The organism is Salipiger abyssi (assembly GCF_001975705.1).
Taxonomy (GTDB): Bacteria; Pseudomonadota; Alphaproteobacteria; order Rhodobacterales; family Rhodobacteraceae; genus Salipiger; species Salipiger abyssi.
Map to the genome: position 1 here is coordinate 3,070,334 of NZ_CP015093.1, position 22,919 is coordinate 3,093,252.

25 protein-coding genes and 2 tRNA genes are annotated in these 22,919 nt (G+C 67.0%); 22 read left to right on the top strand and 5 right to left on the bottom strand.

Annotated elements, in window-relative coordinates; all coding sequences use genetic code 11:
* Positions 1-10: 10 nt before the first annotated feature.
* Complete coding sequence (locus Ga0080574_RS18490) at positions 11-262, bottom strand: hypothetical protein (RefSeq protein ID WP_076703106.1); 252 nt, start codon at positions 260-262, stop codon at positions 11-13.
* A gap of 268 nt (positions 263-530) precedes the next feature.
* Between Ga0080574_RS18490 and Ga0080574_RS18495 the strand changes: the two genes are divergently transcribed.
* Both Ga0080574_RS18495 and Ga0080574_RS18500 read left to right on the top strand, forming a co-directional pair.
* Positions 531-719 carry a PLD nuclease N-terminal domain-containing protein gene (locus Ga0080574_RS18495; RefSeq protein WP_076703108.1) on the top strand — a complete coding sequence of 63 codons (189 nt, stop codon included), beginning with the start codon at positions 531-533 and terminating at the stop codon, positions 717-719.
* A gap of 61 nt (positions 720-780) precedes the next feature.
* The gene (locus Ga0080574_RS18500; RefSeq protein ID WP_076703111.1) at positions 781-945 is read left to right on the top strand and encodes a DUF1328 domain-containing protein; all 165 of its coding nucleotides are present in this window, start codon (positions 781-783) and stop codon (positions 943-945) included.
* Positions 946-1,099: 154 nt separating this feature from the next.
* Here the strand turns inward: Ga0080574_RS18500 and Ga0080574_RS18505 are convergent, their stop codons facing one another.
* Positions 1,100-1,900: a response regulator gene (locus Ga0080574_RS18505; protein WP_076706049.1), complete on the bottom strand. Its 801-nt coding sequence runs from the start codon at positions 1,898-1,900 to the stop codon at positions 1,100-1,102.
* 148 nt (positions 1,901-2,048) lie between these two features.
* On the opposite strand from Ga0080574_RS18505, the gene Ga0080574_RS26275 reads away from it, so the two are divergent.
* The 5 genes from Ga0080574_RS26275 to Ga0080574_RS18525 are packed head-to-tail and all read left to right on the top strand — an operon-like array spanning position 2,049 to position 6,261.
* Positions 2,049-2,183, top strand: a complete 135-nt coding sequence (locus Ga0080574_RS26275) for a NepR family anti-sigma factor (protein ID WP_380658434.1) — start codon at positions 2,049-2,051, stop codon at positions 2,181-2,183.
* Positions 2,180-2,740, top strand: coding sequence for an RNA polymerase sigma factor (locus Ga0080574_RS18510; protein ID WP_076703113.1), 561 nt, complete (start codon positions 2,180-2,182; stop codon positions 2,738-2,740). The genes Ga0080574_RS26275 and Ga0080574_RS18510 overlap by 4 nt, the downstream gene beginning before the upstream one ends.
* Positions 2,741-2,787: 47 nt before the next feature.
* On the top strand, positions 2,788-4,578 hold the full coding sequence (locus Ga0080574_RS18515; RefSeq protein WP_076703115.1) for a sensor histidine kinase: 1,791 nt from the start codon (positions 2,788-2,790) through the stop codon (positions 4,576-4,578).
* A complete protein-coding gene (locus Ga0080574_RS18520; protein ID WP_076703117.1) occupies positions 4,562-5,530 on the top strand; it encodes an amidoligase family protein in 969 nt (322 codons plus the stop codon). Before Ga0080574_RS18515 ends, Ga0080574_RS18520 begins: the two co-directional genes overlap by 17 nt.
* A complete protein-coding gene (locus Ga0080574_RS18525; protein WP_076703120.1) occupies positions 5,527-6,261 on the top strand; it encodes a gamma-glutamyl-gamma-aminobutyrate hydrolase family protein in 735 nt (244 codons plus the stop codon). The genes Ga0080574_RS18520 and Ga0080574_RS18525 overlap by 4 nt, the downstream gene beginning before the upstream one ends.
* 7 nt (positions 6,262-6,268) lie before the next feature.
* Here the strand turns inward: Ga0080574_RS18525 and Ga0080574_RS18530 are convergent, their stop codons facing one another.
* Entirely contained in the window at positions 6,269-6,952 is a 684-nt protein-coding gene (locus Ga0080574_RS18530; RefSeq protein ID WP_076703122.1) for a PRC-barrel domain-containing protein, read from the bottom strand.
* 634 nt (positions 6,953-7,586) lie between these two features.
* Here Ga0080574_RS18530 and hemP point away from each other — a divergent pair.
* The 12 genes from hemP (at position 7,587) to Ga0080574_RS18590 (ending at position 17,466) form a co-directional block, all read left to right on the top strand.
* Positions 7,587-7,748 carry a hemin uptake protein HemP gene (hemP, locus tag Ga0080574_RS18535; RefSeq protein ID WP_076703124.1) on the top strand — a complete coding sequence of 54 codons (162 nt, stop codon included), beginning with the start codon at positions 7,587-7,589 and terminating at the stop codon, positions 7,746-7,748.
* 50 nt (positions 7,749-7,798) lie between these two features.
* Positions 7,799-9,058, top strand: a complete 1,260-nt coding sequence (locus Ga0080574_RS18540) for an imelysin family protein (protein ID WP_076703128.1) — start codon at positions 7,799-7,801, stop codon at positions 9,056-9,058.
* Positions 9,059-9,071: 13 nt separating this feature from the next.
* Positions 9,072-9,341 carry a (2Fe-2S)-binding protein gene (locus Ga0080574_RS18545; protein WP_076703130.1) on the top strand — a complete coding sequence of 90 codons (270 nt, stop codon included), beginning with the start codon at positions 9,072-9,074 and terminating at the stop codon, positions 9,339-9,341.
* Positions 9,316-9,801 (top strand): bacterioferritin, encoded by a 486-nt coding sequence (gene bfr, locus Ga0080574_RS18550; protein WP_076703132.1) that lies wholly within the window; start codon positions 9,316-9,318, stop codon positions 9,799-9,801. The genes Ga0080574_RS18545 and bfr overlap by 26 nt, the downstream gene beginning before the upstream one ends.
* Positions 9,773-11,317 carry a di-heme oxidoreductase family protein gene (locus Ga0080574_RS18555; RefSeq protein ID WP_076703134.1) on the top strand — a complete coding sequence of 515 codons (1,545 nt, stop codon included), beginning with the start codon at positions 9,773-9,775 and terminating at the stop codon, positions 11,315-11,317. Before bfr ends, Ga0080574_RS18555 begins: the two co-directional genes overlap by 29 nt.
* Positions 11,318-12,301 carry an imelysin family protein gene (locus Ga0080574_RS18560; protein ID WP_076703136.1) on the top strand — a complete coding sequence of 328 codons (984 nt, stop codon included), beginning with the start codon at positions 11,318-11,320 and terminating at the stop codon, positions 12,299-12,301.
* Between the two features lie 4 nt (positions 12,302-12,305).
* Positions 12,306-13,379, top strand: a complete 1,074-nt coding sequence (locus Ga0080574_RS18565) for a DUF1513 domain-containing protein (RefSeq protein ID WP_076703138.1) — start codon at positions 12,306-12,308, stop codon at positions 13,377-13,379.
* A 95-nt stretch (positions 13,380-13,474) separates the two neighbouring features.
* Positions 13,475-13,549, top strand: a tRNA-Val gene (locus Ga0080574_RS18570).
* A 194-nt stretch (positions 13,550-13,743) separates the two neighbouring features.
* A tRNA-Val gene (locus Ga0080574_RS18575) sits at positions 13,744-13,819 on the top strand.
* Positions 13,820-14,037: 218 nt separating this feature from the next.
* Positions 14,038-15,738 (top strand): thiamine pyrophosphate-requiring protein, encoded by a 1,701-nt coding sequence (locus Ga0080574_RS18580; protein WP_076703140.1) that lies wholly within the window; start codon positions 14,038-14,040, stop codon positions 15,736-15,738.
* 11 nt (positions 15,739-15,749) lie between these two features.
* The gene (locus tag Ga0080574_RS18585) at positions 15,750-16,961 is read left to right on the top strand and encodes an alpha-hydroxy acid oxidase (RefSeq protein WP_076703142.1); all 1,212 of its coding nucleotides are present in this window, start codon (positions 15,750-15,752) and stop codon (positions 16,959-16,961) included.
* The gene (locus Ga0080574_RS18590) at positions 16,945-17,466 is read left to right on the top strand and encodes a TIGR02444 family protein (RefSeq protein WP_076703144.1); all 522 of its coding nucleotides are present in this window, start codon (positions 16,945-16,947) and stop codon (positions 17,464-17,466) included. Before Ga0080574_RS18585 ends, Ga0080574_RS18590 begins: the two co-directional genes overlap by 17 nt.
* A gap of 6 nt (positions 17,467-17,472) precedes the next feature.
* On the opposite strand, the gene Ga0080574_RS18595 is transcribed toward Ga0080574_RS18590, so the two are convergent.
* Positions 17,473-18,045, bottom strand: coding sequence for a UbiX family flavin prenyltransferase (locus Ga0080574_RS18595; RefSeq protein ID WP_076703146.1), 573 nt, complete (start codon positions 18,043-18,045; stop codon positions 17,473-17,475).
* 84 nt (positions 18,046-18,129) lie between these two features.
* On the bottom strand, positions 18,130-19,062 hold the full coding sequence (locus tag Ga0080574_RS18600; RefSeq protein ID WP_076703148.1) for a LysR family transcriptional regulator: 933 nt from the start codon (positions 19,060-19,062) through the stop codon (positions 18,130-18,132).
* Positions 19,063-19,188: 126 nt separating this feature from the next.
* Here Ga0080574_RS18600 and Ga0080574_RS18605 point away from each other — a divergent pair, with 126 nt between their 5' ends.
* From Ga0080574_RS18605 to Ga0080574_RS18615, 3 genes are read left to right on the top strand one after another with little or no spacing between them, the layout of a single operon-like run.
* On the top strand, positions 19,189-20,625 hold the full coding sequence (locus Ga0080574_RS18605) for a UbiD family decarboxylase (protein WP_083716888.1): 1,437 nt from the start codon (positions 19,189-19,191) through the stop codon (positions 20,623-20,625).
* The gene (locus Ga0080574_RS18610) at positions 20,618-21,823 is read left to right on the top strand and encodes a mandelate racemase/muconate lactonizing enzyme family protein (protein ID WP_083716889.1); all 1,206 of its coding nucleotides are present in this window, start codon (positions 20,618-20,620) and stop codon (positions 21,821-21,823) included. The genes Ga0080574_RS18605 and Ga0080574_RS18610 overlap by 8 nt, the downstream gene beginning before the upstream one ends.
* 57 nt (positions 21,824-21,880) lie before the next feature.
* Positions 21,881-22,885, top strand: coding sequence for a TAXI family TRAP transporter solute-binding subunit (locus Ga0080574_RS18615; RefSeq protein WP_076703150.1), 1,005 nt, complete (start codon positions 21,881-21,883; stop codon positions 22,883-22,885).
* Positions 22,886-22,919 lie beyond the last annotated feature (34 nt).

The window sequence follows — 22,919 nt, forward strand, 5'->3', positions numbered from 1 at the left end:
CCGGGTCTGGTTATTCCTTGCGCTTGTTGGTGACATTGAGATCGGCGTCGAGGTCGATATCGTACTGACCGTCGGCGCAATAGACGTCATCCAGCTCGTAGCCGCCGTCTTCCATCTCGATATCGTCGGGGTCCATCTCGCATTGCATCTCTGCGAGCATCGCCAGGATCTGCTCGGTTTGTGCCGCGCTCGGGGTGTCGGCGGCGGCGGGCAGGGCCGTCAGGGTGGCGGCGGTGATGGCGATACAGGCGCTGCGGAACATCGGGGTCTCCTCCTAAGTCATGAGATCAGCCTCGGGCAAAGCCGCCGCGAAGGGAATTCTTAATTTCTAAGACGCGCGCGGGCTGGATGACGGCGCGGGAACCTTTTCGTGAGACGCGGCGTTTCTAACGCAGACCCCCGGCATGGGGCCGGGGACAAGGAAATCATGGAAGTCCGAAGACCTTCGGGGCGGCTGCCCCGGCGGAGGCCGTGCGCCACCGTTCAAAGGGCGTGTGTCTTCCGCAACCGACTGTAAAGGAGGCTTCGCCATGGAATTTGCCGGTATTGGGGGCTTTATCGTCCTCGTTCTCGACATCTGGGCCATCGTCTCGATCCTGAGTTCGCGCGCCAGCACCGGTGCCAAGGTGCTCTGGACGCTTCTGGTGATCGTGCTGCCGCTTCTGGGCTTCATCATCTGGCTGATCGCCGGGCCGCGCAGCGCCCGCGCCTCTGTCTGAGGCAGCTCACTCTCTCGCTCTCTCTCTTAACCAAAACAGCAGTCAACTGGAGGAATTCGCTATGCTGTACTGGGCTCTTCTCTTCTTCGTCGTCGCCATCGTGGCCGGTGTGTTCGGCTTTGGCGGCATCGCATCCGCCTCGGCGGGCATCGCACAGGTGCTGTTCTTCATCTTCCTGGTGCTTTTCGTGGTGACCCTGGTCATGCGGCTCGTCCGCAAGGCCTGAACGATCATAGCTGCACAGACAGCCGCCGCGCTTGCTAGAGCGCGGCGGTTTTTCTTTGCGGGAAGGAGGCGCCCGCTTCGGGAGCAGGCGATTGCCCGACGCAAAAAAGGGCGCCCGAAACGGGCACCCTTTGAAACCTTCGAGGCGAAAGCGTTCAGGCTTTCAGCGTCTCGGTCGAGGAGAAGAACATCGCCTGGCTCACCGCCGAGCGCACCTGATCCTCGGAATAGGGTTTGGAGATCAGGAAGGCCGGTTCCGGCCGTTCGCCGGTCAGCAGCCGCTCGGGGAAGGCGGTGATGAAGATCACCGGGCGCTCGCCCAGCTCTCCGAGAATGTCGTTCACCGCGTCGATGCCCGAGGAATTGTCGGCAAGCTGGATATCGGCCAGCACCAGATCCGGTGCCTCTTTCCCGGCGAGCTTCACCGCCGCGTCGCGGGTGCGGGCCACGCCCGTCACCCGGTGGCCGAGATCGGCGACGATGCTTTCGAGATCCATGGCGATGATCGCCTCGTCCTCGATGATCAGCACCCGGCCCGAGACCGCATCCGCCATCTCGTGGCGGGCCATGCGCACCAGCTCATCGGCCTCTTCGGTGGAGATCTGCATGACCTCGCCCACCTGGCTGAGGCTGAATTCCTCGATCGTGTGCAGCAGCAGCGCTTCGCGGCTGTTGGTGGTCAGCTTGGACAGTCGGTCCTGCGCCTTGGCGATCGCGCCGCTGTCTTCGCTCGCGACCGGCGCGCCGGTTGTCGCCCAGATGCCGTGGAAGACCCGGAACAGGCCGACCTTGGGCGTGCTGGCCTCGGCGGCGGCGCTGCGGTCGGCGAGAATGGCCTCGAGCGTCGCGGCGGCATAGTTGTCGCCGGTGCTCTGGCTGCCGGTCAGCGCGCGCGCATAGCGGCGCAGATAGGGCAGCGCGGCCCCGATGCCCTGACTAAGGTCACCCTTTGTCATCATGAACTTCCCTTTTTGCGTTTTTTCGGGAACCAAACGTATCGTATCTGCATTGGTTCCCGCAGAGTGGAAAAAAAGTGCGCGGGCACCGCAGAAAGCAGTAAGGACAATTATGGGTCAGACGCGGAGAAAAGACAAAGACACCGAGGTGATCGACGAGAACCTGCGGCGGGTCTATCAGGACATGCTGGACGAAGCCGTTCCCGACCGGTTTCTCGACCTGATCGCTCAGTTGCGCGCGCAGGACGAGGGCAGCGACCCGACAGAGGGGGATCCCAAATGAGTGCCGACCCTCGCGACGAGATTGTCGGTCATATCCCGGCGCTGCGCGCCTTCGCGCTGTCGTTGACCCGCAACGGTGCGGTTGCCGACGACATGGTGCAGGACACTCTGGTAAAGGCCTGGACCAAGATCGGCACCTTCGAGGCCGGCACCAATATGCGGGCTTGGCTCTTTACCATTCTGCGCAACACCTATTATTCGAACCGGCGCAAGGCCGGGCGCGAGGTGTCTGATGCCGAGGGGATCTTTACCGAAAGCCTGTCGGAAAAGCCCGCCCATGACGGGCGCCTGCAAATGGCCGATTTCCGCCGTGCCTTCGTGCAGCTCTCCGACGAACAACGCGAGGCGCTGATCCTTGTCGGCGCGCAGGGCTTTTCCTATGAAGATGCGGCAGAGACCTGCGGCGTTGCCGTCGGCACGATCAAGAGCCGAGTCAACCGCGCCCGTGCGCGGCTGGCCGAACTGCTCAAGCTCGACGATGAGGACGAGCTTGAGATGACCGACCAGGCGACCATGGCCGTTGTGGCCGCGGGGCGCGCGGGCGGTGTGCTGGGCTGAGCCGCGCTGCTGCGGTCGGGACGTCTGAGGGAAACGAACGGAACGCCATGACTCTTGCGGACAGCCCGCGCCTGCGCCCCATGGGGCTTGCGGCGCGCATGATCCTCTTTCTGACCCTGGCGCTGGTGCCGATCGGCGTCGTGGCGTATTTCCAGACCGCCAAGCTCCAGCAGGAGACGCGCCTGCGCTCGCAGCTCTCGCTGGTGGCGCTGACCGAGGCCGCTGCGGTGGGCGAGCGTGAAACCGTGCTGCGTGCCCAGGGCGTCGCGCAGGCGCTGGGGGCGACGCTCGGGCAGGAACTGCGCGAGCTCGACGATCTCGAGGAGTGCTCGGCGCAGCTCTCCGCCTATCTGACCGCATCGCCGGGCTATTCCTTTGCCGCGCTGATGACGGATGACGGCCGGATTCCCTGCTCCTCGGCAGGGGCGGGGCTCGACAGCCGCAACTCACCGCGGCTTCAGACGCTGATCGAGACGCCTGGCGCCACCGCCTGGCTCAACCGCTCGGCGCCGATCAGCGCGCGCGAGGTCATCGTCGTTGCCGAGCCGTTCTTCCACGACGGCTCGCTTGCCGGCCATGTGCTGCTCTCGGTGCCCTCCGCGCTGCTGCCGAGCCGGCAGGGCGACGACGTGCCGGCGGATTTCGAGGATCTCGTGACGATCAACGAACATGGCGAGATCCTCTCCTCACGCGAGGGGATCGACAATGTCGCCGGGCTTCTGCCCGCCGATCTCGATCTCGCCAGCCTGGTGGGCGCGCGGGCGCAGAGCTTTGCCGCGCGCAGCGCCGACGGCACGACGCGCGTCTATGCCGCTGCTCCGCTGGTGCCCGGAATGGTGCATGCGCTGGGGATCTGGAGCCGCGACAATGCCGAGGCGCAGGCGATCACCGTCAGCGGCATCGCCAAGGCTCTGCCGCTCTTGATGTGGGCGGCCTCGGTGATCGTGGCGTTTCTGGCGGTCAACCGGCTGGTGATCCGCCACGTCAAACGCCTGTCGCGGCGCATGCGCACCTTTGCCCGCACCCGCCGCATCGCCGATCTGCGGGTGCGCGGCGAAATGCCCTCGGAGCTGGCAGAGATGGAGGACGATTTCCTCGACATGGCCGAGGGGATCCTGCGCGATGAGGCGCAGCAGGAAAACGCCCTGCGCGAAAAGACCATCCTGCTCAAGGAGGTGCACCACCGGGTCAAGAACAACCTCCAGCTCATTTCCTCGATCATGAACATGCAGATCCGCCAGGCGCGGGCGTCCGAGACGCGCATGGTGCTGCACCGCTTGCAGGACCGCATCCGCAGCCTCGCCACGATCCACCGCAACCTCTACCAGACCGACGATCTCGGCCATGTGGATGCCGGGCGGCTGCTCGGCGATCTGGTGCAGCAGATGGCGCAGATGACCGAAATCAGCGGCCGTCCGGTGAAGGTCGAGACCGTGCTCGATCCGATCGAGGCGGTGCCCGATCAGGCGGTGCCGGTGTCGCTGCTCACCGCCGAAGCGCTGACCAACGCGATGAAATACGCAGCCCCGCCCGAGGGCGAGCGCCAGGCGCGGGTTTCGGTGCGTTTCGTGCGGGACGACAACGGCGGCGCGGTGCTTGAGATCACCAACACCGCCGCGCTGGAAGGGCCGGCGCAATCCGAGGAGGAGGCCGAGATGGATATCGAGCCCGCCGGGCTTGGCTCGCGGCTGATCCAGGCCTTTGCCATGCAGCTCGGCGGCACGCTGGAGCAGGGGCTTGAGGGCGGGATTTACCGGGTCCGGGTGGACTTTGCGCTGAAGGATTTCGAACCGGACGAAACCGTGCCGACCGGGGTGCCCAATGTCCGCGATTTCTGATCCGCCGCCGGTCCTGCCTCTGCCGCGCCCGCACACGGCTGACGGGCGCGCGCGGCATGTCGGCGTCGAGATCGAGCTGTCCGGGCTCACCGAGGCGCGGGTGGCGGCGCTGCTGAGCCGGAGCCTGGGCGGTGAGGCGCGCGAGCAGGTGCCGGGCCAATGGCAGGTGACCGACAGCCGCCTCGGCGATTTCGAGATCTATCTCGACAGCCGGCCGCTGCTGAAGCTGGAATACGAGGGGCTGGGCCGGCAGCTGCGCGATCTGGCGCGCAATGTGGTGCCGGTGGAGATCGTCTCCAAACCGCTGGAAATCGCGCAGATCGCCGAGCTCGACATTGCGCTCGACCGGCTGGCCGAGGCGGGCGCGACGGGCACCTCCGGCGGGGTGCTGCTCGGTTTCGGCGTGCATTTCAATCCCGAGGCGGTGTCGCTGGATTTCGACGATATCGCGCCGGTGCTGACCGCCTATGCGCTGGTCGAGGACCACCTGCGCCGCATCGCCGGGATCGACATGTCGCGCCGGCTGCTGCCCTGGGTCGATCCCTATCCGCGTGCGCTGATCGACCGGCTGGCGGCGCCGGGGGCGCCGACCACCATGGCGAAGCTGATCGACACCTATCTGGAGCATGCGCCCTCGCGCAATCACGGGCTCGACATGCTCTGTCTGTTTGCGCAGATCGACCGCACGCGGGTGGCGCGGGTGATGGATATGGAGCAGATCTCGGCCCGGCCCACCTATCACTGGCGGCTGCCCGACTGCCGCATCGACGAGCCGAACTGGTCGCTGGCCAGGGAGTGGAACCGCTGGGTGCTGGTCGAGCGGGTGGCGGGGAACACAACCTTGCTGGAGCGCCTCAAATCCGCCTGGCGTGAGCACCGCGCCTCGCTGACCACGATCCGTCCGGACTGGGCCTGGAAGGTGCAGGAACTGCTGCTGGAGGCGGGGCTGTGAGGCCGGTGATCGGGGTCACGGTGTCGCGCCGCTCGGGCTGGCGTGTGTTTCCGCTGATGGCGCTGGCGATCCGGCTTGCGGGCGGGCGGGCGCTGCGCTGGCAGACGGGCTATCGCAAGGTCGATCTCGACGCGGTCGACGGGGTGGTGATCGGCGGCGGCGACGATATCGCGCCGACGCTTTACGGCGGCGAGCTGCGCGTCGGTGTGCGGCTCGACCCGGCGCGCGACAAGCTGGAGCAGGAGGTGCTGCGCGGCGCTTTCGAGCGGCAACTGCCAATCCTGGGGATCTGCCGGGGCTCGCAGATGCTCAATATCGTGCTGGGCGGCACGCTGCACCAGGATGCCTATCAGGTCTACGATTCGCGCAATATCCGCACCATCCTGCCGCGCAAAAAAGTCTCGATCGGCAGCGGCACGCTGCTGGCGCATTCGGCGCGGGCGGAATGTCTTTATGTCAATGCGCTGCACAGCCAGGCGGTGGATCGGCTGGGCGACGGCTTGCAGGTCGCCGCGCGCGACGAGGGCGGCATGGTGCAGGCCATCGAACGCATGAGCGACCCGTTCGCGCTGGGGGTGCAGTGGCACCCGGAACATCTGATCTATCGCCGCGCGCATCGCCGGCTGTTCCGCTCGCTGGTGGCGGCGGCGCGGGCCGGGCACGAGAATGCCGCACAGCTTCCCGCCGCCGAGGCAGAGGCGGAGGAGGCCGGCGCCGCACTCTGGAACTAGGGGCCGGTCAGGCGTCGGATATGACCGTCTGCGCCTCCGGCGCGGCCTCGACCTCGGCTTGGGAGAGATCCAGAACCAGATGCCCGCCCTTGGCTCCCGGCGCCCGGTGCGCCAATGCGGTGAAGGGCAGGGCGCGCTGCTGGTGGCCGAAGAATTTCCCATTGTCGACAATGAGATAATTGATCCGGTTCGCCTCGAAGTCGAACAGCAGATCGGACAGGCTGCCGACCTCGCCATCGCGGGCGAAGACCGGGCCGCCGAGCCAGCGGGTCAGCCGCTCGTAGCGGTCGAGCGCTTCCGTGGCGCGGGGGTCGTCGTCCTGCGGCTCGGCCTGCCCGGCGGCATAGCTCGCCATGGCGAGCGGCGCATGGGTGGCGCCGAACGGCCCCACTACAAGCGGCGGCATCGCGAGCATGAGCGCGTCGAGCTGCGCGGTATCGCCACCATCCCAATGCGGGGCGCGGGCCAGCTCTTCTTCGCTGATCTCCAGCGGCAGCGCGCGTGCCTCCATGTCGGGCGGTCCCATCCGCGACGCCGCCGCGAGCGCCTGCCCGCCGGGCGGGCCGTCCACCGCGAGCGACAGGTAGGTCAGATGACGGCTCCGCAGGTCGAACAGCATGTCTGTGACCATCGCCTCTTTTCCGCCCGTGCGCGCGCGCCAGCTCAGCATCTCGGCAAGACTGTAGAGCATCGGCTCCCTCCCCTTTGGATCAATTTGCAGAAAAAACCCGCGATTCCCTGAAAAAGTTCCGGAACTCGTGCAGGGGGCGACCGGTTGTGAAGATGAACGTAGCTAGGAGTCAACCATGCCCACCGATATCTTTATCGCCGGGCTGGGCGCTCTCTCGGTTATCGCTGTGGTGATATTCGCCATGACCAGCGCCAAGGACAGCGACGACGATCCTTGGCAAGACGGATAACCTGTCCGTGTCCAGCAAGGCATAAGAGGCGGCCTCCCAAGGCCGCCTCTTCCTTGTCAGGGGGCCGATACCGCTGCGCCGCGTTTCCCCGCATATCGTCTGGCCTGCCCGGTTTCCGCAGGGCTTTTTCTGCTGTCTAAAAAGATGACTTAATTTGTCAGGTTGACTTTCCCGATTCTTTTGCTCAGTTTTGGTCCTGTCCAGCCACCCTGCGAAATCGACGGGGCAGCCCGATATGAACCGATCATGGAGGCTGATGATGAGCGAGAATAGGAACCGCGCCCCGGCCAGTGGCCCGTGCCGTAACAGCGATGACCTTCTTCACCTGGTATTTGGTGGCTTTTGGCCGGCCGAGGCCGGGCTCGAGGCACTGCTCGACCGGATCGAAGGGCAGGGGGCAGTGCGATGATGGAAAGCAGAGTGAATGCCGACACCGCAACGCCGGCGCTGCCGCGCCACACCGCGCGCGACCTGACGGCAGGCGGCAATATCGCCGAGATCGAGCTGGACGGGCAGGTCTATACCCTCCGGATCACCAAGGCGGGAAAACTGATCCTGACCAAGTGACGCCATCGTCAGCCAACCCAACGACCAAGACACGCCAACGAGGACACTGTATGAAACTCGCCACTTCCACCGCACTCGCGCTGCTTCTGGCAACGCCGGCCCTGGCGGCCACCGACAAGGCCGCGGTGCTCGACACCTATGCCGATATCGCCGAGGCCGGCTATGAGGACAGCCTGACCACCGCCAAGGCGTTGCAGGAGGCCGTCGCCGCACTGATCGCCGACCCCTCCGAAGAGACGCTCGCCGCCGCCCGCGAGGCCTGGCTGGTCTCGCGCAACCCCTATCAGCAGACCGAGGCCTACCGTTTCGGCAACGCGATCGTGGACGACTGGGAGGGCAAGGTGAATGCCTGGCCGCTCGACGAGGGGCTGATCGACTATGTCGATGCCTCCTATGGCGGTCCGACCGACGAGAACGAATATGCCGCGCTGAACGTCATCGCCAACCCGCAGGTGACGCTGGCCGGCAATGAGGTGGATGCCTCCGAGATCACGCCCGAGCTGATCGCCGATACGCTGAACGAGGCCGACGGGATCGAGACCAATGTGGCGCGCGGCTATCACGCCATCGAATTCCTGCTCTGGGGGCAGGATCTGAACGGCACCGGCCCCGGCGCGGGCGAGCGCCCCTATACCGATTACGTCACCGGCGACGACTGCACCGGCGGCAATTGCGACCGCCGTGCGGATTACCTGCAAGCGGCCACCGACCTGCTGGTCTCGGATCTCGAAGAGATGGTCGCCGCATGGGGCGAGGGTGGCGAGGCCCGCGAGGCCGTGATGGAAGACGAGAATGCCGGCATCACCGCGATGCTGACCGGCATGGGCTCGCTCTCCTATGGCGAGCAGGCCGGCGAGCGGATGCGTCTGGGCCTGATGCTCAACGATCCCGAGGAAGAGCATGACTGCTTCTCCGACAACACCCACAACTCGCACTATTACGACGGCAAGGGCATCCAGAACGTCTATCTGGGCAGCTACACCCGCATCGACGGCAGCACCGTCGAGGGCCCGTCGCTGAGCGCGCTTGTGGCCGAGACCGATGCCGATCTCGATGCCGAGATGAAGGCCAAGCTCGACACCACGATGGAAAAGCTGGGTGACATCAAGGAGGCCGCCGAGGGCGGGTTCTCCTATGACCAGATGCTCGCCGCCGGTGACGAGAAGGGCGAGGCGCTGGTGATGGGCGGTGTCGACGCGCTGATCGACCAGACGCGCACCATCGAGCGCATCGTCTCGACGCTCGATATCAGCGACATCGACTTCGAAGGCTCCGACAGCCTCGATAACCCGAACGCCGTTTTCCAGTAAGCGGAGAAACGTGATGATCGTCTGTAGTTGCCAGGGCATCAGCGACCGCGACATTCATGCCGCCATCGACTGGATGCGCGCCTCGGACGCGCGGGCGATCATCACCCCCGGCAAGATTTATCATGCCCTCGGAAAAGCGGCCGATTGCGGAGGCTGTATGCCGCTTTTCTTGCAAACCATGCGCTCAAACGACAATCTGGAAGTCCCCATGGAACTCCGTGGCCTCAAACGGCGCGGAAAAACACAGGAAAACCGATATGAAGGGCGACGAAAAGGTCATTGAATACCTCAACAAGGCGCTGCGGTCCGAGCTGACAGCCGTCAGCCAGTACTGGCTGCATTACCGCCTGCAAGAGGATTGGGGCCTGGGCCACATGGCCAAGAAAAGCCGCGAGGAAAGCATCGAGGAGATGCACCACGCGGACAAGCTGATCCAGCGGATCATCTTCCTCGGCGGGCACCCGAACCTGCAAAAGCTCGACCCGCTGCGCATCGGCCAGACGCCGAAGGAGACGCTGGAGGCCGATCTCGCCGCCGAGAACGAGGCGCGCGCGCTTTACAAGGAAGCCCGCGAGCATTGCGAAAAGGTCGGCGATTACGTGAGCAAGAACCTGTTCGAAGAGCTGATGACGGACGAGGAGGGCCATATCGACTTCCTCGAAACCCAGCTTGAGCTCTACGGCAAGATTGGAGAGGAACGCTATGCGCTTCTCAATGCCTCGCCGATGGACGAGGCCGAGTGAGCTTGCTCTCTGCGCCGCGCTGCTGACAAGCGGCGCGGTGGCGGTCGCCGAGGCCGTGCTGCCCGATCCGGGCGATCCGCATCTCACCATCATTCCCCGCACCACGGAAGAGCGTGCCCGCATTGCTGCGGTCACGGCGCCCGCGCGTGATTTCTCCGCCGCCGAGCGCTTCGAGGCGCGTCCCGGCGGCGCCGCCACCGTGCCGGGCCGGCGCGCTGCGCAGGCCTTTGCGCAGCCCTCGGCCAATATGCCCGAGGCGCGGCGGATGGATTTCGCCCTCGGCGACGCGCTGTTCCAGAAGCTCTGGGCCTCCTCGCCCTCTTCGACCCTGGCCTCCGACGGGCTGGGGCCGCTCTATAACGCGCGCAGCTGCCAAGCCTGCCATATCCGCGACGGGCGCGGCCACCCGCCCGAAGGGCCGGGGGACGACGCGGTGTCGATGTTCCTGCGGGTCTCGGTGCCCGCCGATCCGCAGGCCGAGATGCCCGCCATCGCCGGCTGGATCGCCACCGCGCCGGACCCGGTCTATGGCGGCCAGTTGCAGGAGTTCGGCACGGTCGGGCATCGCGGAGAATACCGGCTTGAGGTCCGCTATGAAGAGATCGCGGTGCCGCTCTCGGGCGGCGAGACCGCGCATCTGCGCAAACCCACCTATCGCGCCGCCGATCTCGCCTATGGCCCGCTCGCCGAGGATGCGATGCTGAGCCCGCGCGTGGCGCCGCCGATGATCGGGCTGGGACTTCTGGAAGCGATCCCGGCAGCCGACATCCTGGCGCTGGCCGATCCCGAGGATGCCGATGGCGACGGCATTTCGGGGCGCGCGTCGCTGGTCTGGTCGCGCGAACATGATCGCGCGGTGCTGGGCCGCTTCGGCTGGAAGGCGGGCGAGCCGACGATCCGCGAGCAATCGGCGGCGGCGTTTTCCGGCGATATCGGCATCGCCACGCCGCTGGTGCCGACGCTCTGGGGGGATTGCAGCGTCGCGCAGAGCGCCTGCCGCGAGGCGCCCCATGGCGGCAATGCGCAGGGGCTGGAGATCTCTGCCGAGGCCTTCGACGTGCTCAGCTATTACACCGCCAATCTCGCGGTGCCCGCCCGCCGCGACCCCGGCGATGCGGAGGTTTTGCGCGGCAAGCAGGTGTTTTACGACACCGGCTGCACCGCCTGCCACACCCCGAAATTCGTCACCGCCCGGCTGGAGGATCAGCCCGAGCAGAGCTTTCAGCTCATCTGGCCCTATTCCGATCTGCTGCTGCACGACATGGGCGAGGGGCTTGCCGATCACCGCCCCGAGGGGCGTGCCACCGGGACGGAATGGCGCACCGCGCCGCTCTGGGGCATCGGCTTGACCGGGGCGGTATCGGGGCATACCACATTCCTGCATGACGGCCGTGCGCGGTCGCTGCTCGAAGCCGTTCTCTGGCATGGCGGAGAGGCGCAGCCCCATCGCGACGCGGTGGTCTCCATGGCGCCCGCGGACCGTGCCGCGCTGATCCGATATCTGGAAAGTCTCTGAATGCGATACGCTCTTATGCTCTGCGCCAGCCTCGCCGCCACGCCCGCCGTGGCCGGGGTCGAAGAGGCGCTTACCGATCACATCCTGCCCGGCTATGCGGGCTTTACCGAAGAGGCGCAGGCGTTGGCCGATGCCGCGCAGCAGGACTGCACCGCGCCCGCGCTGCGCGATCCCTGGAACGCGGCTTTCGACGCCTGGACCGAGATCGGCGACGTGCGCATGGGCCCCTCGGAAACCGGTGCGCTCTCGGTGGCCTTCTGGCCCGATACGCGGGGCTTTACCCCCAAGACGCTGGCGCGGATGATCTCCGGCGAGGAAGAGGCCGGGCGCGATCCGCAGGCCTTTGCCGAGGTCTCGATCGCCGCGCGCGGGCTCTTCGCGCTGGAGCGTATGCTCTATGACGAGGATCTCTCGGGCTACGAGGCCGGCAGCTACGCCTGCACGCTGGTGCAGACCATCACCGCCGATCTCGCCGCCCAGGCCGGGGCGTTGGAGAGCGGCTGGCGTGAGGGCTTTGCCGATGTGCTGCGGAGCGCCGGGGAGGAGGGCAACACCACCTATCTCTCCGAAGACGAGGCGCTGCGGGCGCTTTACACCCAGATCCTCTCCAGCCTCGAATTCACCGCCGACACGCGGCTGGGCCGCCCGCTCGGCACGTTCGAGCGCCCGCGCCCGGCGCGAGCCGAGGCCTGGCGCTCGGGCCGCAGCCTGCGCAACGTGGTGATGGATGCCGCCGCCGCCGCCGCGCTCGCCCATGCGCTCGCCGACTGGGAACTGCCCGAGACCGAGGCCGCCATGGCGCGGCTGCGCGAGGTGGCGGACCGCGTCACCGACCCGGCCTTTCAGGATATCGACGACCCGTCGGCGCGGCTGCGCGTCGAGATCGTGCAGCAGCATATCCGCGCGCTGGCCGATGCCATCGAGCTCGAGATCGGCCTGCCGCTGGGGCTGACCCCGGGCTTCAACTCGCAGGACGGAGACTGACACCATGACCACCCGCCGCAGCTTTCTCGCAAGCCTGCTCGCCGCCGGCGCCAGCCCCGCCGTGGGCTGGGCGGCGGTGGGCGATCCGGCCTATCTCGCCGCCGCGAAACAGCCCGATGGCAGCTATATGCTCGCCGGGCTGCGCGAGGACGGCTCCGAGGCGTTCCGGGTGCCGCTGCCGGCGCGTGGCCATGCGGCTTCGGCCCATCCGCATCGCGCCGAGGCCGTGGGCTTTGCCCGCCGTCCGGGCACCTATGCGCTGGTGGTCGATTGCCGCGACGGCGCCGTGCTGCATCAGCTCAGCGCGCCCGAAGACCGGCAGTTCAACGGCCACGGGGTCTATTCGCCCGACGGCACGCGGCTCTACACCTCCGAGCAGCGGGTCGAGGACAGCGCGGGCTTTGTGGGGATCTGGGATGTGCAGGCCAATTACAGCCGCATCGGCGAGTTCGAGACCCATGGCGTCGGGCCGCACGATCTGCGGGTGATGCCCGATGGCGAAACGCTGGTCATCGCCAATGGCGGCATCCAGACCGACCGCTGGGACCGCACCAAGCTCAATCTCGACACCATGCGTCCGAGCCTCGTCTACACCGCCTTCGACGGCACGGTGCTGGAACGTTGCGAGCTTGAAGAACTTTCGCAGAACTCGATTCGCCACCTGGCGCTGCGCCCGGACGGTCTGGTGGGCTTTGCCATGCAATGGCAGGGCGAGCCGGGCATGGCGCCGCCGCTGCTGGGGCTGCACCGGCGGGGCAGCGATCCGGTGCTGTGCGAGGCGCCGCTGGGCGACGAGCTGGCGATGGACGGCTATGCCGGCAGCGTGGCGTTTTCCGGTGACGGCTCCGAGATCGCCATCACCTCGCCGCGCGGCGGGCGAATGCACCGGTTTTCCTCCCAGGGCGCCTTTCTCGGCGTCGTCTCGCGCGCCGATATCTGCGGTCTGGCGCGCCACGCAAAGGGCTATATCGCCAGCGACGGCTTGGGCGGTGTGATGCTGGTGGGGCAGGGCGGCACGACGCCGCTGCGCCGGGCAGAGGCCGCCTGGGACAACCATCTGATCCCGATCCGCGCCTGAGACGGCGCCTGACGCGATGCGGGCGAAAAACCGCGAAAAAGGGTGCGATTGGCCTCTTGCACCTCTCGCGCGGTTCTTTTATTAGACCCGCTACCGGGTGATTAGCTCAGTGGTAGAGCGCTTCGTTCACATCGAAGATGTCAGGAGTTCAAATCTCTTATCACCCACCATTCTTCCCGAAAGGGCGCGTTCGCCGGTGAGGCTGGAGCGCGCCCTTTCTGCTTTTCCGCCCCTCCACACGCTGTCGCCGGGGCTGTGCCAATGCTCGGCGCCGGGCGGCAATGTGAAAGCCGGAATTTTCGGAAAGAGGGAACGCTGATGCGTCTTGAAACAGGCCGCGCGCTTGGCTAAACCCTCGCAGGTCGGGTGATTAGCTCAGTTGGTAGAGCGCTTCGTTTACACCGAAGATGTCGGGAGTTCGAGTCTCTCATCACCCACCATTCCACCGCGTCCCGACCGATCCCCGCCCCAGCGCGTGAATGCGCCCGGCGCGGCTGTGGCCATTGCCGGTGGCTGGCTGCGCCGCTGACCTTGGGTATTACGCCTGCGCTATGAGGGTGTCGGGTCTGCTATCGCAATTCGCTATGGGCTGCTGAAGCAATTCCTATTTGAACCGCAGGCGCCGGAGGCCGACACTCTGCGCCAAGGAGGATTATCCATGAATCAACATCTGACGGATGCGGTGCAGACTGCGGCGCCTTCGGCTGCCGATACGCTGCTCACACAGCTTCAGACCGCCGGGATCGACTTTCTCTTCGCCAATGGCGGCACCGATTTTCCTCCCATCGTGGAAGCCTATTGCAAGGCCGAGGTCGACGGGCGGGCGCTGCCGAAGCCGGTGGTCGTGCCGCATGAGAACACCGCCGTGGCCATGGCGCATGGGGTCTATCTCGCCACCGGGCGGATGCAGGCGGTCATGGTGCATGTGAACGTGGGCACCGCCAACACCATCAACGCGGTGCTGGATGCGAGCCGCGAACAGGTGCCGATGCTGCTGATGGCGGGGCGCTCGCCGTTCTCCGAAAAGGGCCATCACGGCACCCGCACCCGCTATATCCACTGGGCGCAGGAGATGTTCGACCAGGCCGGCATGCTGCGCGAAGCGGTGAAGTGGGATTATGAGCTGCACCTGGCCGATCAGGTGCGCGACGTGGTGAACCGTGCGCTGGAGATCGCCGAATCCACCCCCAAGGGGCCGGTCTACCTGACCCTGCCGCGCGATGTGATCGCCGCCGAGGATGCGCGCAGCGAGGAGCGGATCCCGCCGCGCCCGCCGGTCGCCGCCCCCGTGGTGCCGCGCCCGCAGCTCGAAGAGATCGCGCAAGGGCTGCGCGAGGCGGAAAACCCGCTGATCGTCACCGCCAATGCCGGGCGCGATGCGGCGGCCTTCCACGCGCTCTCCGAGTTCGCCGAGCGCTATGCCGTGCCGGTGACCAGCTATCACCAGCGCTTTGTTTCGATCTCCACCGAACACCCGTTCGAGGCCGGTCACGATCCGATGCCCTGGGTGCGCGAGGCGGATTTCATCCTGGTGCTGGATTGCGATGTGCCCTGGGTGCCGCAGCTTGCCGAGCCGCGCGCCGACGCGAAGATCGTGCATGTGGGCGAAGACCCGGTCTTTGCCCGCTACCCGATGCGCAGCTTCCGCTCCGACATGTCGCTCGCCGGGCGCCCGGCGGATGTGCTGGAGGGGCTGCTCGACATCCTCGGGCCATCGCTGCCCAAGGGCGAGGCGCGCCGCGAGGCGCTGACGGCCAGGATCGCAGCAGACCGCGCTGCCACCCGTGCCAAGGGCGAGCCGAAAGAGGCGCTGACGCCGGAATATATCAGTCGGGTGATCGGCGAGATCGCTTCGCCGGAAGCCGCCATCGTCAATGAATACCCGCTCAGGGTCGAGCATTGCCAGCGCACCGAGCCGGGCAGCTATTTCGGCCTGTCGCCTGCGGGCGGCCTTGGCTGGGGCCTCGGTGCCGCGCTGGGGATCAAGCTGGCACAGCCCGGGCGGGACGTGATCTGCACCATGGGCGACGGCGCCTATATCTTCACCAATCCCACCGCCAGCCACTGGGTGGCGCAGGCGCAGGGGCTGCCGGTGCTGACGGTGATCTTCAACAACGCGCTGCACGGTGCGGTGCGCAACTCGACGCTGGCGATGTACCCCGAGGGGCATTCCTCGCGCGGGGGGGGGCGGATGCTGGCGGATCTCAGCCCGGCACCGGCCTTTGAGAGCCTTGCCGGCGCCGAGGGGCTGGGCCTGCGGGTCGAGAGCGTGGCCGAGCTGCGCCCGGCGCTGGAAGAGGCGCTTGCCGCGACGCGGGCCGGGCGTCAGGCGCTGGTCAACGTCATCTGCGACTACTGACGGGGGCGAGCATGGCCAAATCCGCCTGGGGCCCCGGGTCGCGCAGCGGGCGCGCGGCGCAGATGACCTATGCCGCGCCCACCTATGAATTCCTCGAGGACCGCGCCCGCCGGCGCGTTCCCAAATTCGCCTTTGATTTCGTGCAGGGTGGCACCGGCGCCGATTGGGGTGTCGAGGTCAACCGCCGCGCGCTCGACGCCATCGAGATCGTTCCGCGCTATGGCGATCTGCGCAAGGCCGATCCCGCCGCCACGCTGTTCGGGCGCAACTACAGCGCGCCCATCGGCATCGCGCCCACGGGTATGGATGCGCTGATCTGGCCCGGCGCCACCCTGTCGCTGGCGCGCGCCGCGAAGGACGGGGACATTCCCTACATCACCGGCACGCTGGCCAATTCCACCATGGAAGAGGTGGCCTCGGTCGCCGGCGGCAACACCTGGTTGCAGCTCTACGGCTTCCCGCGCGACGACCACAAGGTGACCTTCGACATGATCGCCCGCGCCAAGGCGGCGGGGGTGACGGCGATTGTCGCCACGCTCGACGCACCGGTGCGCGCCAAGCGTCCGCGCGATCTCAACAACCGGCTGGTGGTGCCGTTCCGGCCCACCCCGCGCACCGTCTGGGAGGTGGCCACAGCCCCCGCCTGGAGCATGGCACTGCTGCGTCACGGGGCGCCGAAATTCGCCAATATCGACCGCTATGTCGAGGGCAAGCCGACGCTCGACCGGGTGGCGGGCTTTGTGCAGAAGGAGCTGGTGGGCAGCTTCTCCTGGGAAGAGATCGCCCGCATGCGCCGGGTCTGGGACGGGGCGCTGATCGTCAAGGGCGTGCTGCATCCCGACGATGCGGTCTCGGCGGTCGAGGCCGGGGTCGACGGCATTCTGGTCTCGAACCATGGCGGGCGCCAGTCCGACGCGGCGCCGAGCCCGGCCGACGTACTGCCGATCATCCGCGACAAGGTGGATGGCAAGGCCACGCTGCTCTTCGACAGCGGCGTGCGTTCGGGGCTCGACGTGGCGCGGGCGCTGGCGCTGGGGGCGGAGGCTGCGTTTTGCGGTCGCGCCTTCCTCTATGCGCTGGCGGCGCTGGGGGATGATGGCGGCAGCCATTTCGCCGGCTTGATCCGCGAGGAATTCGCCGTCACCATGGCGCAGTCGGGGGCGTGGAGCGTCTCGGACCTGCCCAATGTGACGATCCGGCACCGCGATGCCTATTCAGCCTGACCCCGACGCGCATCCGTTCTGGCGCTTTTCCCTCGACCGCTACGGGCGGTCGGGCGTGCCGCCGGTCTGTCTGGAAATCCAGGACGAGACCGGCTCGGATGTGAACCTGCTGCTCTTCGGGCTCTGGCTGGGCTCCGAGGGCTGGTGCATCACCGGGGCAGGGGCCGCGCGCTGCGCCGAGGCGGTCGCCGCCTGGCATGCGGAGATCGTGCGCCCGCTGCGCGCGGTGCGGCGGCGGCTCAAGGGCTGGCAGGTCTGCCCCGATGCGCCGCGCGAAACCCTGCGCGCCGGTATCCAGAAATGGGAGATCGAGGCCGAACGGCTGGAGCAGGACATGCTCTTTGCGCTCTACGAGGGGCTGCTGGTGGCCGAGCCTGCGCTGGTCGAGGCGGACCCCGACCGGGCCGCCGCGATGGCGGGAAATCTCGACAGCTTCGCGGCCCTGGCGCCCAAGGGCAAAGGCGCGGCGGAGCCGCGCGACAAACTGGTGGCGCTCTGCCTGTGAAACCGCTCAGGCGTCGTCTTTCCAGCGTTTGACGGTGCCGGTCTCGATATCGAACATGTCCATCACCCGGCCCAGCGTGTGGCCGATCATGTCGTCCAGCGTCTCGGGCTTGGCGTAGAAGGCGGGCACCGGCGGTGCGATGATGGCGCCGATCTCGGCCAGGGTGGTGAGCGTGCGCAGATGGCCCAGATGCAGCGGCGTCTCGCGCAGCATCAGCACCAGACGGCGGCGCTCCTTCAGCACCACATCGGCGGCGCGGGTGAGCAGGGTCGAGGTCACACCATTGGCAATCTCGGAGGCGGAGCGCACCGAGCAAGGCGCCACCACCATGCCCAGCGTGTGAAACGAGCCGCTGGAGATCGAGGCGCCGATATCCTCCTGCTTGTACCAGCGGTCGGCCAGCGCGCGGATATCGGCGATCTTCCAGTCGGTTTCGTGCGCGACGGTAATCTCGGCGGACCGCGACATGACGAGATGGCTCTCGATGGGCAGATCGCGCAGCATCTGCAACAGCCGGATACCGTAAATGACGCCGGAAGCGCCGGAAATGCCGACGATCAGCCGGTTGTTTCGTGCCATGAAATGGTCCTCCCGGGCCGCAGAGTGCCAAGCGGCGAGGGGAGGAAACAAGATCTTTGATGCAATGGGGGGTATCGCGAACCGCTATGCCGGGCCGTCTCTGTCCTCAAGGGAAACAGATACGTCATAGGAAAAGTCGATCATCCGTTCGCGCAGCTCATCGATCAGCAGGGTCGCGGCGCGCGACAGCGGACGGTCGGCGGCGGTAATGCAGACCAGCCGCCGGGGGATGGCGGGGGTGATCCGGTAGGCCTTGAGCTGGCCGGAGCGCAGCGCGCGGCTGACCGCGAGCGGCGGCAGGATCGTGAAGAAATCGGAATGCGAGATGAAATCCTCGATCGGCTTCAGGTCGTCGAACTCCATGCGCGGCGCCAGCGCGATGCCGGCGGTCGAGGCGGCGCGGTCCATGATGGCGCGCAGCCCGTGGCGCACCGAGGGGATGACCAGTTTCAACTCGTTGATGCGGGCGAAATCGACGGGCTCGGGCAGCGGCTGCGCGGTATCGGCGGCACCGATCAGCACGAGATCCTCGCAGATGATATCGGTCATCTGCGGCGTGCGCGCCTGCGGCGGCACGTTGATGATGATCAGGTCGAGCTGCCCGGCGCGCAGCATCTCGTTCAGCTCATCGGTATAGCCGCCGGTGGCGCGCACATGCACGTCGGGGTATTTCCGGTGAAAGCCCAGCAGCGTGTCGACCAGCGCGTTATTGGCCACCGAGGTGACGACGCCGAGCGTCACCGTGCCGCGCACCTGGCCGTCATCCTCTTCGAGCTTCTGACAGGCCGAGCGCAGATCCCGCAGGATGCCGCTGAAGAGCTGATAGGCCTCCGTCCCCTGTTCGGTGGGCACCATCCCCTTGGGGGTGCGGGTAAAGAGCTGCCGGCCCAGCTCTTCCTCGAGCTTGGAGATCTGCTGGCTCAGCGCGGGCTGCACCACGTTGAGCCGCTGCGACGCGCGGGTGACCGAGCCCTCCTCGAAGACCACGGTGAAATATTGCAGCTGCCTGAGTTCCATCGGTCTTTCCCTCTCTGGTGCGGATGCGGTGATGCCCCATAGCAACCCGCTATACCTTCGATCATTCGATATTAATAGAAAGTATTGCTGTGCCTCCTTAGCGTCTGGCGCAACGGGAGGATCAGCATGAACGCTTTCAAAGAAACGCACAGCGTCGATGCCGCTGCGGCACCCCAGACGCGCCGGGACATGGATCTGCGGGACTGGCTGATTCATCTGCACGCGAGCGACCGTCTGGCCACCGCAAAGCCCGGCATGCCGCTGCGATTCGGCGTGGCGGGGCTGGCCAACCGGCTCGACGGTCGCAAGGCGCTGGTGGCGCCGGCGCCCGAGGGCAACGAGTCCGGCACGGTGATTTCCGGCCTGCTGTCGCGCCGCGAATGGATGGCCGAGGCGCTCGGTATCGCGCCCGACGCGCTGCTGAGCGAGTTCCAGAAGGCCGCGTCGCACCCGCTGCCCAGCCACGAGGTGACCAGGGCCCGCTGCCAGGACAAGGTCTATGAGGGCGATGAGGTCGACCTGACCCGCCTGCTGCCGATCCCCACCCATAACGAACATGACAGCGGCGCCTACATCACCGCCGGGCTGATGATCTGCAAGGATCCCGCGACGGGCATCCAGAACGTCTCCATCCACCGGCTCCAGGTCTCCGGCCCGCGCGAGCTGGGGGCGCTGCTGCTGCCGCGCCACACGCTGAACTATTTCAGCACCGCCGAGGCGGCGGGCAAGGATCTCGAGGTTGCCGTGGTGATCGGCGCCTCGCCGGCCTGCCTGCTGGCCTCGCAGGCCATCGTGCCCATCGACGTGGACGAGCTGGAGATCGCCGGCGCGCTCGGCGGGGCGCCGCTCGACGTGGTGCGCTGTGTCGGCAAGGATATCTTTGTGCCGGCGCAGTCGGAGATCGTCATCGAGGGCCGGCTGCTTGCCAATACCATGCGCCCCGAAGGCCCGTTCGGCGAGTTCCCGCAATATTACGGCCCGCGCGCCGACCGCCATGTGATCGAGATCGACGCGGTGACCACCCGCAAGCAGCCGCTTTTCCACACCATCGTGGGCGGCGGGCTGGAGCATCTGATCCTTGGCGGCATCCCGCGTGAGGCGACGATCCTCAACACCATGCAGGCGATGTTCCCGAGCGTGAAGAACGTGCATCTCGCCCCCGGCGGCACCTGCCGGTATCACCTCTATGTGCAGATGGCGCCGCGTCAGCCGGGCGAGGCCAAGAACGTGATCATGGCCGCCTTTGCCGCGCATTACGACATCAAGCATGTGGTCGTGGTGAACGAGGATGTCGATATCTTCGATGCCGAGATGGTCGAGTGGGCCGTCGCCACGCGCTTCCAGGCCGACCGCGATATGGTCGTGCTCGGCGGCACCCAGGGCTCCAAGCTCGACCCCTCCACCGACGAGGGTTATGGCGCCAAGATGGGGATGGACGCCACCGTGCCGCTCGACGCGCCGGAATTCCGCTTCAAGCGAATCAGCGTGCCGGGCGAGGCGGATATCGACCTCGACGCGGTGCTCGACGACAGCCGCCCCGACTGGGATGTCTGCGATGACTGAGCTCCTCTCAGCGGAGCATAAGGAGCGCCTGCACGAGGCGCCGCGCGGCGCGCTGCGGATCGCCGATGTGACCGCCTATGCGGTCTCGGTGCCGCTGCCCGAGCACGCGCAGGTGCGCCTCGGCGTCGGGCGCACGGTCAAGCGCGATGCGGTGGTGGTGCGGGTGCGCAGCACCGAGGGGCTGACCGGCTGGGGCGAGGCGCATCACGGCCGCGCCCCCACCGCCATTGCCGCCATGGTCAACGACAGTCTCGCCGAAGGGCTTGTCGGGCAGGACGGCAGCGATGTGGTCGCGCTCAACCGCCATATGGCGCGGGCGCTGCAACTGACGCAGGGCAGCTCCGGCGCCGCGGCGCTGGCGATCTCGGGCATCGACATGGCGCTCTGGGATCTGCGCGCGCGGGCCGTGGGCTGGCCGCTCTGCCGGCTGCTCGGCGGCGCGCCGAAGCCGGTGCCCGCCTATGCCGGCGGCGTCGCGCTCGGCTGGGATGCGCCCGAGGCGCTGGCAGACGAGGCGCGCGGGCTGGTGGCACAGGGCTTCCGCGCCGTGAAGCAGCGCATCGGCGACAGCGTCGAGCGCGATGTCGCGCGGCTCAGCGCTCTGCGCACGGCTCTGGGGCCGGATGTGGCGATCCTCAGCGACGCCAACTCGCTCTATAGCCCGCGCGACGCGCTGCGGATGATGCCGCATCTGTCGGAGCTCGATATCCGCTGGCTGGAAGAGCCCTTCATGCCGCAGGAGCAGCGCCGCTACGCCGATGCCGCCGTCTATGCGACGGTGCCGCTCGCGGCGGGAGAGAACCTCTTTACCCGCCAGGACTTTGCTCAGCTCATCGCGGCGGGCGCCGTGACCGAGATCCAGCCGGATCTGTCCAAGGCCGGCGGCATCACCGAGGGGCTGCGCATCGCCGGCATGGCGCTGGCCAATGGGCTCGACATTCACCCGCACGCCTCGATGACCGCGCTCAACGCCGCCGCCACGCTGCATTTTCTCAGCGCCATCGAGGGTGGCGGCTGGCTCGAGGCCGATGTCTCAGTTTACAACCCCCTGCGCGACGATCTCGTGCGCGGGGCCCCGCAGATCGGATCGGACGGCTGTGTCCGTGCCGCCGAAACCCCCGGGTTGGGAGTCGAGGTTAACCAAGACTTCCTAAGGGAGCATCCACCGATCCCCGGTTCCGCGTATCGCAGGGACTGAGGGCACCACGCCGATACCGGACCGGCTCTTCGTTCGGAACATCAGGGAGGAAACCAGATGAAACTCAATCGCAGATCGCTCATCGCCGGTGGCGCAGCTGTCGTTGCAGGCAGCCTTGCCGGGGTGCCGCTGCGCGCGCAATCGCCCGTGAGCCTGAAAATGGCCTCGTTCAACGTGGGCGGCAGCTGGTATATCTACGCAACCGCCATCGCCGAGCTGGCGCAGGAAAACCTGCCCGAAGGCTCGCGCGTCGAGGTGCTGCCCTATCAGGGCGGTGTCGGCAACCCGATCCTCGTCAACCGCGGCGAGGCCGATATGGGCCTCAGCTTCTCGGCGTTGTCGAACTGGGCCTATAACGGCAAGGTCGTGTTCAACGAGAAGGCCGAGAACATCCGCTCGCTCTTCGGCGGTCTGAACCGTCCGCACCGTCTGGGCATCGTCGTGCGCAAGGATGCCGGCATCGAGACCCTGGCCGATCTCGGCGAGAAGGGCGGGCGCCTGGTGACGGTGCAGCGCGGCGGCGCCGGCGAGGCGCTGGCGCGGATGGCGCTGGAAACCTACGGGCTCGACTATGAGGCCGTTCAGAAGGCCGGCGGCCGCGTGTCCAACGTGGACCTGCCGGTGGCCGTGCAGCAGATGCGCGACGGTCAGGCCGACGTGTTCATCCACAATATCGGCTACAAGCAGCCCGACGTGATGGAGCTGGCGCTCGGCGGCAAGGTGAAGTTCATCGCGCTCGGCGACGAGCAGATGCAGGCGCTGGCCGACCAGTATGGTCTCCAGCCGGGTCTGGCGGTCGAAGCCGGCGAATTCGAAGGCGTGACCGAGGACGTGCCCTCGGTGGGCTACCCGACCGGCGTCATCGCCAATGCCAACATGTCGGATGACGTGGCCTATGCCATCGTCAAGGGCGTCTGCGAGAACCCTGACCGCATCCGCGAGGCGCATGCGTCGCTCGCGGCCTTCGATCCGGCCAAGGCGGGCGAGGCGCTGCGCAACGGCAATGTGCCGCTGCACCCGGGCGCCAAGCGCTATTTCGACGAGGCAGGCACCGGTAACTGATCCGGTAAGCAAGAGCCAGGCGGCGCCGCGGACA

Bases quoted from the DNA above. Each gene is read 5' to 3' on its own strand.
- Ga0080574_RS18490 (WP_076703106.1), bottom strand. From the start codon at position 262: ATGTTCCGCAGCGCCTGTATCGCCATCACCGCCGCCACCCTGACGGCC.
- Ga0080574_RS18495 (WP_076703108.1), top strand. From the start codon at position 531: ATGGAATTTGCCGGTATTGGGGGCTTTATCGTCCTCGTTCTCGACATC.
- Ga0080574_RS18500 (WP_076703111.1), top strand. From the start codon at position 781: ATGCTGTACTGGGCTCTTCTCTTCTTCGTCGTCGCCATCGTGGCCGGT.
- Ga0080574_RS18505 (WP_076706049.1), bottom strand. From the start codon at position 1,900: ATGACAAAGGGTGACCTTAGTCAGGGCATCGGGGCCGCGCTGCCCTAT.
- Ga0080574_RS18510 (WP_076703113.1), top strand. From the start codon at position 2,180: ATGAGTGCCGACCCTCGCGACGAGATTGTCGGTCATATCCCGGCGCTG.
- Ga0080574_RS18515 (WP_076703115.1), top strand. From the start codon at position 2,788: ATGACTCTTGCGGACAGCCCGCGCCTGCGCCCCATGGGGCTTGCGGCG.
- Ga0080574_RS18520 (WP_076703117.1), top strand. From the start codon at position 4,562: ATGTCCGCGATTTCTGATCCGCCGCCGGTCCTGCCTCTGCCGCGCCCG.
- Ga0080574_RS18530 (WP_076703122.1), bottom strand. From the start codon at position 6,952: ATGCTCTACAGTCTTGCCGAGATGCTGAGCTGGCGCGCGCGCACGGGC.
- hemP (WP_076703124.1), top strand. From the start codon at position 7,587: ATGATGGAAAGCAGAGTGAATGCCGACACCGCAACGCCGGCGCTGCCG.
- Ga0080574_RS18540 (WP_076703128.1), top strand. From the start codon at position 7,799: ATGAAACTCGCCACTTCCACCGCACTCGCGCTGCTTCTGGCAACGCCG.
- Ga0080574_RS18545 (WP_076703130.1), top strand. From the start codon at position 9,072: ATGATCGTCTGTAGTTGCCAGGGCATCAGCGACCGCGACATTCATGCC.
- bfr (WP_076703132.1), top strand. From the start codon at position 9,316: ATGAAGGGCGACGAAAAGGTCATTGAATACCTCAACAAGGCGCTGCGG.
- Ga0080574_RS18555 (WP_076703134.1), top strand. From the start codon at position 9,773: ATGCCTCGCCGATGGACGAGGCCGAGTGAGCTTGCTCTCTGCGCCGCG.
- Ga0080574_RS18560 (WP_076703136.1), top strand. From the start codon at position 11,318: ATGCGATACGCTCTTATGCTCTGCGCCAGCCTCGCCGCCACGCCCGCC.
- Ga0080574_RS18565 (WP_076703138.1), top strand. From the start codon at position 12,306: ATGACCACCCGCCGCAGCTTTCTCGCAAGCCTGCTCGCCGCCGGCGCC.
- Ga0080574_RS18580 (WP_076703140.1), top strand. From the start codon at position 14,038: ATGAATCAACATCTGACGGATGCGGTGCAGACTGCGGCGCCTTCGGCT.
- Ga0080574_RS18585 (WP_076703142.1), top strand. From the start codon at position 15,750: ATGGCCAAATCCGCCTGGGGCCCCGGGTCGCGCAGCGGGCGCGCGGCG.
- Ga0080574_RS18590 (WP_076703144.1), top strand. From the start codon at position 16,945: ATGCCTATTCAGCCTGACCCCGACGCGCATCCGTTCTGGCGCTTTTCC.
- Ga0080574_RS18595 (WP_076703146.1), bottom strand. From the start codon at position 18,045: ATGGCACGAAACAACCGGCTGATCGTCGGCATTTCCGGCGCTTCCGGC.
- Ga0080574_RS18600 (WP_076703148.1), bottom strand. From the start codon at position 19,062: ATGGAACTCAGGCAGCTGCAATATTTCACCGTGGTCTTCGAGGAGGGC.
- Ga0080574_RS18605 (WP_083716888.1), top strand. From the start codon at position 19,189: ATGAACGCTTTCAAAGAAACGCACAGCGTCGATGCCGCTGCGGCACCC.
- Ga0080574_RS18610 (WP_083716889.1), top strand. From the start codon at position 20,618: ATGACTGAGCTCCTCTCAGCGGAGCATAAGGAGCGCCTGCACGAGGCG.
- Ga0080574_RS18615 (WP_076703150.1), top strand. From the start codon at position 21,881: ATGAAACTCAATCGCAGATCGCTCATCGCCGGTGGCGCAGCTGTCGTT.